Origin of the sequence: Pseudoalteromonas sp. 0303 (assembly GCF_013349995.1) — a bacterium.
Taxonomy (GTDB): domain Bacteria; phylum Pseudomonadota; class Gammaproteobacteria; order Enterobacterales; family Alteromonadaceae; genus Pseudoalteromonas.
In genome coordinates, this window is the sequence record NZ_JABVXF010000012.1 from 17727 (window position 1) to 30916 (window position 13190).

Annotated in this window: 13 protein-coding genes; 3 read left to right on the top strand and 10 right to left on the bottom strand. The window is 43.6% G+C overall.

The genetic code is table 11. From position 1 onward, the window contains the following. Positions 1-14: 14 nt before the first annotated feature. Both hmpA and HUS62_RS09925 read right to left on the bottom strand, forming a co-directional pair. Positions 15-1178 carry an NO-inducible flavohemoprotein gene (hmpA, locus tag HUS62_RS09920; RefSeq protein WP_175079393.1) on the bottom strand — a complete coding sequence of 388 codons (1164 nt, stop codon included), beginning with the start codon at positions 1176-1178 and terminating at the stop codon, positions 15-17. A 20-nt stretch (positions 1179-1198) separates the two neighbouring features. Beyond that, positions 1199-2431: an NnrS family protein gene (locus HUS62_RS09925; RefSeq protein WP_175079394.1), complete on the bottom strand. Its 1233-nt coding sequence runs from the start codon at positions 2429-2431 to the stop codon at positions 1199-1201. Between the two features lie 156 nt (positions 2432-2587). Between HUS62_RS09925 and norR the strand changes: the two genes are divergently transcribed. After that, a complete protein-coding gene (gene norR, locus HUS62_RS09930) occupies positions 2588-4150 on the top strand; it encodes a nitric oxide reductase transcriptional regulator NorR (protein WP_175079395.1) in 1563 nt (520 codons plus the stop codon). On the opposite strand, the gene HUS62_RS09935 is transcribed toward norR, so the two are convergent. Continuing rightward, positions 4147-5040: a LysR family transcriptional regulator gene (locus HUS62_RS09935; protein WP_054562888.1), complete on the bottom strand. Its 894-nt coding sequence runs from the start codon at positions 5038-5040 to the stop codon at positions 4147-4149. The two genes, norR and HUS62_RS09935, sit on opposite strands and share 4 nt — an antisense overlap. Positions 5041-5155: 115 nt before the next feature. Between HUS62_RS09935 and HUS62_RS09940 the strand changes: the two genes are divergently transcribed. Continuing rightward, entirely contained in the window at positions 5156-5725 is a 570-nt protein-coding gene (locus HUS62_RS09940) for an NADPH-dependent FMN reductase (protein WP_054562889.1), read from the top strand. Between the two features lie 23 nt (positions 5726-5748). Here HUS62_RS09940 and HUS62_RS09945 read toward each other — a convergent pair whose 3' ends face one another. Continuing rightward, positions 5749-6195 carry a TerB family tellurite resistance protein gene (locus HUS62_RS09945; protein WP_175079396.1) on the bottom strand — a complete coding sequence of 149 codons (447 nt, stop codon included), beginning with the start codon at positions 6193-6195 and terminating at the stop codon, positions 5749-5751. 127 nt (positions 6196-6322) lie between these two features. Between HUS62_RS09945 and HUS62_RS09950 the strand changes: the two genes are divergently transcribed. After that, positions 6323-6688 carry a hypothetical protein gene (locus tag HUS62_RS09950; RefSeq protein WP_055198597.1) on the top strand — a complete coding sequence of 122 codons (366 nt, stop codon included), beginning with the start codon at positions 6323-6325 and terminating at the stop codon, positions 6686-6688. A 2-nt stretch (positions 6689-6690) separates the two neighbouring features. Here the strand turns inward: HUS62_RS09950 and HUS62_RS09955 are convergent, their stop codons facing one another. From HUS62_RS09955 to fabR, 6 genes are all read right to left on the bottom strand, one after another. Continuing rightward, complete coding sequence (locus HUS62_RS09955; protein WP_054562892.1) at positions 6691-7284, bottom strand: hypothetical protein; 594 nt, start codon at positions 7282-7284, stop codon at positions 6691-6693. Positions 7285-7408: 124 nt separating this feature from the next. Beyond that, a complete protein-coding gene (leuD, locus tag HUS62_RS09960; protein ID WP_175079397.1) occupies positions 7409-8008 on the bottom strand; it encodes a 3-isopropylmalate dehydratase small subunit in 600 nt (199 codons plus the stop codon). Next, positions 8008-9408, bottom strand: coding sequence for a 3-isopropylmalate dehydratase large subunit (leuC, locus tag HUS62_RS09965; protein WP_054554474.1), 1401 nt, complete (start codon positions 9406-9408; stop codon positions 8008-8010). Before leuC ends, leuD begins: the two co-directional genes overlap by 1 nt. Before the next feature lie 58 nt (positions 9409-9466). Next, a complete protein-coding gene (gene leuB, locus HUS62_RS09970) occupies positions 9467-10543 on the bottom strand; it encodes a 3-isopropylmalate dehydrogenase (RefSeq protein ID WP_054554475.1) in 1077 nt (358 codons plus the stop codon). Then, a complete protein-coding gene (gene leuA / locus HUS62_RS09975; RefSeq protein ID WP_175079398.1) occupies positions 10540-12087 on the bottom strand; it encodes a 2-isopropylmalate synthase in 1548 nt (515 codons plus the stop codon). The genes leuB and leuA overlap by 4 nt, the downstream gene beginning before the upstream one ends. A gap of 357 nt (positions 12088-12444) precedes the next feature. Next, on the bottom strand, positions 12445-13074 hold the full coding sequence (gene fabR, locus HUS62_RS09980; protein WP_054562898.1) for an HTH-type transcriptional repressor FabR: 630 nt from the start codon (positions 13072-13074) through the stop codon (positions 12445-12447). Positions 13075-13190 lie beyond the last annotated feature (116 nt).

Genomic DNA, 13190 nt, shown 5'->3' on the forward strand with positions numbered 1-13190 from the left:
CTGCGCCTTTTACATCATAGGCTTTGGTGAGGGCCAAACACCTCATAATGAATGCGTTCACTTGCAACCCCAATACCTAGTAGTTGCTCTTTTATCATTGCCATAAAGGCGATTGGGCCACACAGGTAAAAGTCACCTTTACTAATTGGTAAGCTTTCAGCGATGTGGTTTACATCCATTAAGCCCGCAAAATCGCCCCCCTTGCCATCTTTAAACCAGGTAACACAATGTAATGAAGCGTGCGCTTGCTGTTGCTTAAATAAGTACTCTTTAAAGGCAAACTGCGTCTCACTGTCGCAAGCATGTAGGTAATGAATTGGCTGATTAGGTTGATTACTTAATAGTGTTTCGAGCATCGCCATCATCGGGGTTTGACCAACTCCCGCTGAAATCAATACAACAGGCGAGTCAATTTCGCGAAGCACAAAGTCGCCTGCGGGTGGGTAAATTTCTAACTCATCCCCCTCAGTTAAGCTATGTAGGTAGTTAGATACTAAGCCTTCTTTTTTCACGCTAATTCGGTAATTACGACCATTACTTTGCTGCGATAAAGAGTATTGCCTCACTTGCGTTAAATCACTGTTTGCAGGCGTTACTTTAATCCCTAAATATTGGCCCGGTAAATACGCCACAACAGGCTTTGCATCGGCAGGCGTTAATGTGAAACTACAAATTTGCGATGACTCCATACGTTTTTCTGTAATAGTGAAAGTACGGGTACCAAACCATCCTCCCGGCGCCTTTTTGGTTTTTTGATATAGCGACATCTCCTCGTTGATACATACATCCGCTAATAATGAATAAGCTTCACGCCATGCATACTCAACCTCAGGGGTAAATTGTTCTGGCAATAACTCTTTTAAAGTCGCAATCAAATGTCCACCAACAATAGGATAATGCTCTGGCAAAATATGATAACTGGTGTGTTTATGATTAATGCGCGCAAGCGCACCTTTTAACACTGCCAAGTTATCAATATTTGCCGCGTAGGCAGCTAAGGCATTAAACAGCGCAAATTGCTGAGAGCCCGATTGCTGATGTGTCATATTAAAAATATTTTTAAGCTCAGGGTTGTAGCTAAACATACGGTCATAAAAATACTCAGTCACTTGAGGGCCTGCTTGTGCAAGCAACGGCAAAGTACTTTTAACAATCTGGATCGTTTTTTCAGATAACATAGTTTTTCCTATTGGAGAGATTAACCGCGGCGACCATCAACACGACGATTCACTAAGATGGGCGCACAATGAAATAAAAATAAGCTAAAGCCAGCAACCCACAGCAACGCACTTAACTGCCATGCAAGGTGATGACCTAAATAAACGGGAAGTAACGAACGTACAATGGCAGCTATCACAATGAGTACAAATGCCAAACTAATGTACGCAGGGGCTTGTAATACGCGCCCAGTGTGACCATGAGAGACACGTACCATCATGGCGATGATCATTACACCTATGGTGCCAACAGTGATCAGATGAAGCGCATCTTTGAATAAGATAATAGGGCTGAAATAGCTCAGCGCGACGAGTATTAAACCAACCGATAAAGCCCAATAAGCCACATGTAATGACCATAGCAAAGGCACTTTTAGAATGCCTTTATGCCACCACAAAACACACCGGGCTGAATGTAAACAAGCAAGCCAAGCAAAAACCCAACCGGTGCTCATTGCGCTAAAAAATAGCTGACTCATAAAAAACCACGCAATGGCGAAAAATGAGCTAAATACGACTAATTTATCGAGCTTGGGGGTTCTAACTTGTTCACTTAGGTTAAGGCCGCGCGCGGTAAAAAATGGCACAACTCGCCCAGCCACAACACCAACTAGCAGTGTCATGATAAGTACAGCGGTATCAACAACCCCCAGTGCCAGCGACATTTTATTAAGTACAACTAAGCTCAAAAAAATCACATTGAGCGCACAGAGCAAAGATGCGATGACAACAAATAAGTAGTTATGACTGCTTTTTGCCTGTATCAGCATGTCAGCTAGAATAATAATTCCAGCTAGCCACCAAACGAGTTGTAGCGCACTAACAATATAAAGGTTTAGCTGCTCGAACCCTGCAATCTCAATAAAAAAACTAAGCCTTGCAGCAAGCCAAATCATGCTAAGCAAACAAAGCTTAATACCACTTACACTTGCCACACCTGTCCATGTTTGTGCGGCGGTTAGCAAAAAGCCCATAGCAACGACGCCTGCAAAGCCAAACAGCATTTCGTGAGCATGCCAAAGCGTTGCGGGCATTGTTAGGTGCCACTGTGCATAGCCCGCCAAGATTAAAAACCAGTAACTCATAGCAAATACAGCTAAGGCACCTGCCGCCAAGAAAAAAGGCCGAAATGCTAATGCCCATAACGGCCACTGGCTGAGTTGATAAAATTTGATCTTAGTTGGCATAGGTTCAGTTAAATTAATGACTTTCATTCGTGCTCTCAGCGTTTAATTTCCCCAGCTATTGCACAGTTCAAGCCAAAAATAAAAACCATTAAATATCAATGCATTAAATTTGGACGCTTGATAAATAAGTCAAAATGACACACAATTAAAAACATCAATAAAACACATTCAGGTCAAATTGACATGACGTTCAAAAAATCCCTTCTTGATGTTGCACTTGCACTTACCAAAGCAAGCAGTGTTGATCATAATTTCAGTTATCTGTTGAGTTGCATTAATGATTGGCTTGAATGTGATGCAGTTGCCTTATTATTGAAACAAGGCGATGTGTTAAAGCCCGTAGCCCTTCATGGGTTGTCGGACGATACGTTAGGAAGACGCTTTAAAATAGCGGAGCATCCGCGCTTATTTGAAATATGCCGTGGCAGTGAACCGCTAAAATTTGCCAAAGATTGTGGCCTACCCGACCCCTACGATGGTTTATTACAAAGCCAGCATGGAGACTTTCCTGTTCATGCCTGCATGGGCGTGCCGCTGCTGAGCAGCAAAGATAACAACGAACTATTGGGTGTTTTGACCTTTGATAGTTTAGATGAACATGCCTTTGACGCTTTAGCAATGAACGAGCTCAATCAACTAAAACAGCTAGCTGCAGGCTATGTTGAGCATGCCCTAACCTTGCAGCATTTTATGCAGCACGCACAGCACAACTATCAAGTTGCGCAGCAGCTTAACCTTGAGGCACTAACACGAGAAGGTGTCGAAATTATTGGTAATAGCCAAGCAATGCAGACCCTTAAAAATGATATTCAGCTGGTGGCTGCCTCAGAATTTAGCGTATTGATACAAGGCGACACAGGCGTCGGTAAAGAACTCGTTGCGCGCAATATCCATTTAAACTCAAAACGCCGCGACATGCCGTTGATCCACTTAAACTGCGCATCGTTACCAGAGAACTTAGTCGAAAGTGAGTTTTTTGGTCACAGTAAAGGCGCATTTACTGGCGCACATACTGCGCGCCAGGGTAAGTTTCAACTCGCCGATGGTGGTACCCTGTTTTTAGATGAAATCGGCGAGCTTCCGCTTGCTATGCAAAGTAAGCTATTACGCGTATTACAAAGTGGGGAAGTACAAACCGTCGGGGAAGATCAAAGCCGTTATGTTGATGTCAGAGTGATTGCAGCAACCAACCGCGATTTAAAACAAGAAGTCGCTGCGGGGCGCTTTCGTGCAGACCTTTATCACCGCTTAAGCGTTTACCCATTGTATGTTGCACCACTAAAAGAGCGCGATAACGATGTTATTTTATTGGCAGGCTTTTTTATTGAGCAAACATCTAAAAAATTGGCAATTAAGCAACTTAAGCTTAGTAGCGATACACAGTTACTACTGCGTCAATATGATTGGCCAGGCAATGTGAGAGAGCTTGAACATGTGATTAGCCGCGCAGCACTCAAAGCCAAGCAGCAGCAATGGCAACAAAGCATTGTCACAATCGAACCTGAGCATTGTGATATTGCTAAAACGACCGTTGCTGCACCAAGCCCTGTTGCAGTTAACGAACAAAAAGCCACTCGCTTATCGCTGAAAGAGGCAACCGACGCTTTTAGTTATCAATTGATTATGCAACAACTTGAACTACACAACCTAAACTGGGCAGCCACAGCACGCAGCTTAAGTGTTGATAGAGCCAACCTTGTGCGCCTAGCCAAACGGCTAGGCATTAACGTTAAAAAGTCTGTTTAAGCTTTTAAATCTTTAAAATAGGCTTTTAAAAGCTGACTAAATGCTTGGACTTTGGCTGTGCGATGCACCAAGTGATGCGTTACCAGCCAAAGATCCGTTGGCCAGTTTAGCTCTTTAGGAAGCACTGGCAGCAGATCAGGGTATTGGCTTGCCACTTCATGCTGTAAACCACCAATTCCTAAGCCTCTCACAATCGCCCTTGTAGCTTCTGATGTTTCAGACACCCGTAACTTAATTTGCGAAGGTTCAATATGTTGATCAACCCATGCAAAATAAGGCACTTTACCGTTATACCCAGCCACCCCAGAAACAAAACTATGCTGTTGCAACTGCTCAATATTCTTTGGCATGCCATACTTTTCAATATAACTTTTAGAGGCATAAAACCCTGACGAAAGTTCAGCTAAATGCTGGGCAATATAGTCGCCTTCATCAGGCCGAGGGCCCGCTCGCACGGCAATATGCGCCTGACCGTGATCAAGGCGTAAACGGTTTTGATCAAGAATAACTTCGAGTTGCACTTGCGGGTGCAGACTTTGAAACTGCTCGCAGACATCACTAAGCACATCAATAAAACCACTAACCGTAGTTAATAATAAACTGCCTCGCAGTTGGCTATCAGCGGCAATAATATCGTTGTGAAGTTTTTCAAGTTCAGCGTTAATCGATTTTGCAGTCGCAAACAACTTAGCGCCTATTTCTGTCACTGTATAGCCACGGGCATGGCGGTGGAATAACCGCGCATCAAGGTTATCTTCTAAATTATTGATTCTTCTAAGCACTGTGCTGTGGTGAACACCTAACGATTCGGCAGCAGCGGTTAACGTGCCGAGTCTTGCCACCTCATAAGCAACTTTTACATCTTGCCAATCATCAAATTGAATCGCCATAACGGCTCCTTGTGTGCATATACGCACATAAGTTTTGCGTTTATTTGGCTTTTCTGCAAGCTGTTTTTTGCTACAGTGAGTATATCAACAGTGAAGCTTATAAAAGGAAGCCATCATGACAGCACCAAAAATTATTGCCCTAGCAGGCAGCCTACGTAAAGACAGCTTTAATCAAAAACTGATTAATGAAGCTGCACGCTTCGCCCTCGAAAGTGGTGCTGAAGTAGAAGTGATTAAATTAAGTGATTTAGACTTACCTTTATTTGATGAAGATATTGAAGCGCAAGGTACACCTGCTGGTGCACAATTATTAAAAGATAAGCTTCGCGCTGCTGATGGCATTTTATTAGCAAGCCCAGAATATAATGGCTCAATTACAGCGCCACTTAAAAACGCAATCGATTGGGCATCTCGTACAGAGCAAGGCGCAGTACCTGCATTTCGTAATAAAGTGACTGCACTTTATGCATCTTCACCGGGTGGTTTAGGTGGTTTACGTGGTTTAAATCACGTGCGTGATATTTTATCGGGTATTGGTAGTTTAGTACTTGCAGATCAACTCGCAGTGCCTGCTATCCACACTAAATTAGATGAGCAAGGCCGCATCAGCGATGCTGATACAGCCGAGCAAGTTGCCAGCCTTGCCCAGCAACTTGTGAGCGTAGCGAGCAAATTAAATAAGTAATTGCTAGCCTAGTTTTATCGCTACTAACTAAGCTTTGTCGCTGCTAGCTTAGCAGCGATAAAGTCTTCATGAGTTACATACAGCAAGCTTGCGACGCGGCGAATAACCATTTCTTCATGCTTATCTAAATTGCCATCTGCGTAGGCTAAACGCCACAACAGCTCGATGATTTCAATACGCTGCTCGGCACTGCACTGGGCATTAACTTGTTTTGAAAACTGAAAGTAATCTATTGCATCATCTAAGCTTTGCGATGCACTTGCAACTAACTCTTGAACCTCTTCTTCGTTAAGCGAGAAATAATTCTTTAAGGTCTCATTCAGGGTCTGTTGCTCATCATCTTGTAACTCATTATCTGCACGCATAACCTCAATTAATAACGCAGCAACGGCGGTTTTTAGGTCATGCTCAGCAATGCTAGATTGGGTATCATTCAGCGCTGAAAACAGCTGTTTTATTTTATTGAGCATCACATTTTCCCTTTTTGGGTGTTAGACTACATGTAAGACGTAACGTTACCTTAGTTTGACTATGGATGCTAACTCAGGTTCAACATCTCGATGAAACAAGGTATTAATCACATGGAGTTAAGTGTTTATGAGTGAAGTGAGAAGTACACAAGCACTATTAATCAGCGCCGTTTTAATGTTAGCGGGGTGCAGTAATGCGCAGGCAGCAAAAGGCGAAACCGAAAAGCTCTATGACTTCGACGAAAAAGTCCATTACTACCAAACTAAATTGGCCGATGGCCGCTACCACCTCGAAATTCAGTCTGACGACTACAAGCACTTTCGCAATCAAAGCGTATTCTTACTGCGCCATGCAAGTCGCTTATGTAGAGACAAACCTTTTATGCTAAGAGTGACTGATGGGGTGCAGGAGTATGAACGTTTTCCAACTAAACCACGCGCCTATCAGCCACCTTTAACGGTTGTTTTACAGTGTGAAGACGAAGCTAAATAGCACTAGTCTTCATATCCCCACGGCGCGCTTGGAGGTGTGATAGGTTTAGTTAAGTCAAAATCAACACGAAATTCACGCCCTTCACGCACTAAGCGATACGTAAATTGCTTAGGATAAATATACATTTGCCACGTGTTACCCATTGATTGGGGAATACCTTGGCTCACAAACAACTCTTTTGAGTACTGATCAGCCGGGAACGACTGCGCGTTAGCAAAACCCGCATCAAGAGTATGCCCACCATACATGGTTGATTTATCATCGCTGCCATCTTTATGACGATGGTCATGCTTTAAACTCAAACCACTGCCCGTTTTTGTGATGATCCAAGTACGAGATGCATCATCACCAACATGAAATGGTACTTGTAACTCACGCTCGTTACAACGACGTACATGCATTACTAACTTTTTGCCCGCAAATGAGCTCGGGCCAGCAGCGTTATCAACGCTCACTTTACCTTCGTAAGCTTTACCGCAATGGGCAGCAATATTATCAAAAAAGCCATCATGGCTTGGAATTGACACTAATGGTGCCGGTCGTGCAGCTGCTACTGATGATGCTGCCACGAGCATCGATGCTACTAAGTATTTCATGGTGTGTTCCCTAAATAAAATTTCAGCCTAGCCTAATAGCTTAATAGCCATAAAGAAAACAATTACGATAAAAAACAAAAAAACGCGGCCAAGGCCGCGTTTAGGTTCACATGGAAAAAACAGGTTATTGCCAAGGGCGTTCTGCTGCTAGTTGCTGCTCAAAGGCATCAATTTGGCTGTTAAGTGTTTCAGTCACACCGATAAAGTCTAAGCCGCTTAATAAACGCTCTTTAATGTCATGGCGAATATCAAAGTGAATAGTGTCAAACTTATCGCTACGAAGTTGTTGGTTTTCTAAATCAACTTCGATATGAATATCGTCATGCTGTTCACTCAGCAAAAATAATTGCTCAAGCGTTTCTGCTGGTAATGCGATAGCAAGCATTTGGTTATTGCCGCAGTTATTAAAGAAAATATCAGCAAAGCTTTCCGCTAAGATCACTTCAAAACCATATTGCTTTAATGCCCATGGCGCGTGCTCACGCGATGAACCACAACCAAAGTTGTCGCGAGTTAAAAGAATTTGCGCACCTTGGTAACAAGGACGGTTCAAAATAAACTCAGGGTTTGGCTCACCGTTATCTAAATAACGCCAATCGTAAAAAAGCGCCGCATCAAAACCATCACGGCTGGTCGACGTTAAAAATTGCTTTGGAATTATTTGGTCAGTATCAACATTGTTTTTATCTAACGGGGCCATTAAGCCACTAAAAAATACACTCATTAGGCTTCTCCTCTGATATCAACAAAACGACCATGAATTGCCGCTGCCGCAGCCATTGCAGGGCTCACTAAGTGAGTGCGTCCACCACGACCTTGGCGTCCTTCAAAGTTACGATTTGAAGTAGATGCACAGCGTTTACCAGCTTCTAATCTATCATCATTCATTGCTAAGCACATTGAACAACCTGGCTCACGCCATTCAAAGCCAGCTGCTTTGAAGATATCTGCAAGGCCTTCGTCTTCGGCTTGTTTTTTAACAAGGCCAGAACCAGGAACAATCAGAGCTTCAACACCCGCTGCAACCTGCTTACCTTCAACAATTTGCGCAGCAGCACGTAAATCTTCAATTCGGCTGTTTGTACATGAGCCAATAAATACGGTATCAACAGTCGCAGAAGACAATTTATCACCCGCTTTTAAGCCCATATATTTTAGTGCGCTACGGATTGCATCAGCTTTGATTAGATCTGGTTCTTGCTCAGGATCAGGAATGAATTCATCTACGCCAATCACTTGCTCAGGGCTGGTACCCCACGTAATTTGCGGTTGAATATCTGCAGCCTCTAATTCAACAACATGATCAAACTCTGCGCCTTCATCAGTTTTTAGTGTTTGCCAGTAGGCAACGGCACTATCAAAGTCAGCACCTTGTGGTGCAAATGGGCGACCTTTTAAATAATCATAAGTTGTTTGATCTGGTGCGATTAAACCCGCTTTTGCGCCCATTTCAATACTCATATTACAAAGCGTCATACGCGCTTCCATAGACAGCGCTTCGATCCCTTCACCACAAAATTCAGCAACATAGCCAGTACCACCCGCAGTGCCTAATTTACCAATCACAGCCATGATTAAATCTTTGGCAGTAACGGTTGGGCGCAGGCGACCATTTATTTGAATTTTTAATGACTTGGCTTTTTTCTGCTGCAGTGTTTGAGTGGCTAGAACATGCTCAACTTCTGAAGTACCAATACCGTGCGCTAGTGCACCAAATGCACCATGGGTAGAGGTATGGCTGTCACCACACACTATGGTTGTGCCCGGTAAGGTAATGCCCTGCTCAGGCCCCATTACATGCACAATACCTTGATTAATCGAATTTAAATCATAAAGTTGAATACCAAACTCTTTACAGTTTGCATCCAGTGCCATTAATTGATTTTTCGACACTTCACTCGCAGCATCTAATGAACGGCTTTTTGTTGAAACGTTATGGTCCATGGTCGCAAAGGTTTTTTCTGGGCAACGTACTTTGCGGTTTTTCTCACGTAAACCAGCAAAGGCTTGCGGCGATGTAACTTCATGAACTAGATGACGGTCGATATAAAGTAAATCGGTTTGATCATTTATGCTGGCGACTACATGAGCTTGCCAAATTTTATCGTATAAGGTTTGGGCCACTTGCTATTCCCTCATTTTAGTTACGCTGAGTGACGAGCTCAGCGCAAACAATTTTTAATTAAATACGTGCCACAATTGCCGCAGCAACATCACTGGTGGTGTACCCTGCATTTGGGTAAATATCTGGTGTACCGACACCGGCCTCAACCGCTTCTGCTACCGCTTTTTCAATCGTGCGAGCCGCTTCATCTTGACCTAGTGAGTAGCGCAGCATAAGCGCAGCACTTAAAATTTGTGCGATAGGGTTTGCAACCCCTTTACCCGCGATATCAGGTGCTGAGCCACCAGCTGGCTCATACAAACCAAAGCCAGACTGATTTAAACTCGCTGATGGTAATAAGCCCATAGAGCCGGTGATCATCGCGCACTCATCAGACAAAATGTCGCCAAACAAGTTATCGCAAAGTAATACATCAAACTGACTTGGCTGTTTTACTAACTGCATTGCCGCGTTATCAACATAAATGTAGTCAAGGCTTACCTCTGGGTAGTCTTTGCTCACTTCAGAGACCACTTCACGCCAAAGTACGCTGGTCGCCAACACATTCGCTTTATCAACCGAGGTAACATGATTACTACGCAGCTTAGCGGCTTCAAATGCAAAGCGTGCGATGCGCTCAATTTCTTTACGTGAGTATGTTTGGGTATCGAAAGCAGCTTCTTGCTCCCCTTCGCCACTGCGGCCTTTTTCACCGAAATAAATACCACCGGTTAACTCGCGCACACATAAGATATCAAAGCCTTGTGCACTGATATCTGCACGCAGCGGTGATGCAGCACTTAGTGCTGGTAATAATTGTGCTGGGCGTAAATTACAGAACAAACCAAAATGCTTACGCAGTGGCAACAGTGAAGCTCGCTCGGGTTGCTCGTTCGGTGGTAAGTTTTCCCACTTAGGACCACCTACCGAGCCAAATAAAATCGCATCGGCATTTTCACAAGCACTAAGAGTGCTTTGCGGCAGTGCCTGACCAAACTCATCAATGGCAGCACCACCAATCGCGTGGTGATGACGAGTCAAAGTAAAACCAAACTTTTCGCTTACAGCATCCAAGACGGTTTCTGCTGCTGCCATAACTTCTGGACCAATCCCGTCGCCTGCTAATACTGCGATACTGTAATTCGATTGACTCATCCTACTTTCCTCTGTTGTTTTAAATCAGACACTTTTTGTGCACGATAAATTAAGTTATAAACGCGGATCATAGCGCGTACCGACGCTTCAACCACATCCGCTGCAATGCCCGCGCCGTGATAAGGGCGACCATCGTATTTAGCGATAATATTCACTTGTCCTAGCGAGCTGGCGCCTTGGCCTGTTGCTTCTAGGTTATATTCAATCATCTCAACCGACATACCCGTTAAGCGCTCAATTGCTAAGAATGATGCTTCGACAGGGCCGTTACCTGTTGCTGCCTCTTGCTTAGACTCGCCATCAATTGTCATGCCGATTGTTGAGCTCGCCACTGATTGTGAGTTAGACGTAGAGTTAACAAATTCAAGCTGGTACTTTTCGTCTTTATCTTTGATTTGATTAAAGTAAATCATCGCTTCTAAGTCGTAGTCATACACAGTACCTTTTTGGTCTGCTAATGCTAAGAAGCTGCTGTATAAGCTATCCATATCGTAATCAGATTTTTGATAGCCTAACTCTTCTAAACGATGCTCAATAACATGACGACCTGAACGCGAAGTCATGTTTAATTGATTATTAGGTACACCGACACTTTCTGGCGACATAATTTCGTAAGTGTTTTGGGCTTTTAATACGCCGTCTTGGTGGATCCCTGAGCTGTGTGCAAAGGCGTTTTCACCAACAATTGCTTTGTTTGGTTGTACTGGCATATTACAAATCTTCGCGACTTGACGCGAAGCACGGTAAATTTCTTCACTACGAATATCGGTATGCACTTTTAAGTGGTCTTCACGCATCTTCATGATCATCGCCACTTCTTCAAGCGAACAGTTACCTGCGCGCTCACCAATACCATTAATCGTACATTCGATTTGGCGAGCACCGGCTTGTACCGCTGCGATTGAGTTAGCAACCGCTAAACCTAAATCGTTATGGCAATGCACGCTTAAACGCGCCTTGTCGATATTTGGCACATTGTTCATTAAGTGATGGATCATCGCAGCATATTCGTCTGGCGTTACATAGCCTACGGTGTCAGGTAAGTTGATAGTTGATGCACCCGCATCAATAGCGCTTTCAACAATACGGCATAAATCCCAATGCGGTGTACGACCTGCATCTTCACACGAAAACTCAACGTCATCGGTGTAGTTACGCGCAAGTTTAATCGACTTAACAGCCATTGCCGTTGCATCGTCTAAGCTCATACGTAATTTGTGTTCAAGGTGTAATGGACTGGTTGCAATAAATGTATGAATACGGCCCTGCTCTGCCGGGCGAAGTGCTTCACCACATGCTTCAATATCTTTTGCAACAGCACGTGCTAAGCCACAAATAATCGGCCCTTTTACTTCAGTCGCAATGCGCTGTACAGAGCGAAAATCTGCCGGGCTAGATACCGGAAAACCCACTTCCATTACATCCACATTTAAGCGGCTAATGGTATGCGCAAGTTGAATTTTGTCGTCTTCGGTTAGGCTTGCTTTTAATGCTTGCTCACCATCACGTAACGTTGTGTCAAAAATCCAAACCTTATCTTTCATAAACTGTCCTCGTTCCCAATGACCCATTAGCGAGATAAAAAAAACCCCGCGGTTGCGGGGTTTTTTAATGTTCTACAAATGCAAATACACTAAGCCCCGCTCACTGATTTAAGCAGTAAGAGGTTTAGTTTTAATGTAATTGAATGTGTAATTTGCATCTTAATTTACTAAATGTGTGTTCAGTGGCTGTATTTTTAACATTCAAAAAACTTGCTTGCAAGCATAATTTTTCCACAAAAGCGATTTTTAAATCGCCTTAATGAAATTAAAAATCCACAAAAATGCATTTTTAAGGTTAATTAACCCTCACTGAGTGTATTGAACGTTTAAAGTTTCGGAAGGTAAAGCCTCTATTGCTTAGATTAACTTTTGCGATTGGTTACTATCACGCACGTATAAAGTGGCACCGCGAGCAATATAACGTAATTGCCAAATTAAACGTTCAACCAGCTCTTCGCGTTGTGTCCCTTCAATATCGAGGGCTTCGGCACCGGCATTAAATACTAAAGTCACCATGGCTTCGGCTTGAATGTATGCATGAGTTGGGTCGCATGGTGTTTCGCTTTCAAGGTAATGCGCAAGCTCTAAAATGAAATGTTTAATTTCACGAGCAACCGCGGCACGAAATGCTTTTGAAGTTCCTGAGCGCTCACGCAATAACAATCTAAATTGGTTGCTCGAGTTATCGATGAACTCCATAAAGGTCACGATTGATGTGGTGATCACACTTCCACCACTCTCAATACGGCGACGCGCTTGGCGCATAAGCTGGCGAAGTGTTAAACCAGCTTCATCAACCATGGTCAAACCGAGCTCATTCATGTCTTTAAAGTGGCGGTAAAAAGAGGTGGGGGCAATCCCTGCTTCACGGGCAACTTCACGCAAGCTTAAATTAGAAAAACTATGATCGGCACTCAATTGATTGAATGCAGCCTCGATTAGTGCTTGTCGTGTTTTTTGTTTCTGTTGCGCTCTAACACCCGACATGGAAACTCCCAGCGTGAACTTTTAATGATTTTTCGGTTAATGAGACAGTCTAATACTTGACGCGGAGAGAATGAAACACTATTTTAGCGTACAACTGTACGCCGAGATTTATTCAG

Excerpts from the sequence above, each read along its gene's own strand:
- norR (WP_175079395.1), top strand. The coding sequence starts at position 2,588 with ATGACGTTCAAAAAATCCCTTCTTGATGTTGCACTTGCACTTACCAAA.
- leuB (WP_054554475.1), bottom strand. The coding sequence starts at position 10,543 with ATGAGTCAATCGAATTACAGTATCGCAGTATTAGCAGGCGACGGGATT.
- leuA (WP_175079398.1), bottom strand. The coding sequence starts at position 12,087 with ATGAAAGATAAGGTTTGGATTTTTGACACAACGTTACGTGATGGTGAG.
- HUS62_RS09935 (WP_054562888.1), bottom strand. The coding sequence starts at position 5,040 with ATGGCGATTCAATTTGATGATTGGCAAGATGTAAAAGTTGCTTATGAG.
- hmpA (WP_175079393.1), bottom strand. The coding sequence starts at position 1,178 with ATGTTATCTGAAAAAACGATCCAGATTGTTAAAAGTACTTTGCCGTTG.
- HUS62_RS09940 (WP_054562889.1), top strand. The coding sequence starts at position 5,156 with ATGACAGCACCAAAAATTATTGCCCTAGCAGGCAGCCTACGTAAAGAC.
- fabR (WP_054562898.1), bottom strand. The coding sequence starts at position 13,074 with ATGTCGGGTGTTAGAGCGCAACAGAAACAAAAAACACGACAAGCACTA.
- HUS62_RS09955 (WP_054562892.1), bottom strand. The coding sequence starts at position 7,284 with ATGAAATACTTAGTAGCATCGATGCTCGTGGCAGCATCATCAGTAGCA.
- HUS62_RS09925 (WP_175079394.1), bottom strand. The coding sequence starts at position 2,431 with ATGAAAGTCATTAATTTAACTGAACCTATGCCAACTAAGATCAAATTT.
- HUS62_RS09945 (WP_175079396.1), bottom strand. The coding sequence starts at position 6,195 with ATGCTCAATAAAATAAAACAGCTGTTTTCAGCGCTGAATGATACCCAA.
- HUS62_RS09950 (WP_055198597.1), top strand. The coding sequence starts at position 6,323 with ATGAGTGAAGTGAGAAGTACACAAGCACTATTAATCAGCGCCGTTTTA.
- leuD (WP_175079397.1), bottom strand. The coding sequence starts at position 8,008 with ATGAGTGTATTTTTTAGTGGCTTAATGGCCCCGTTAGATAAAAACAAT.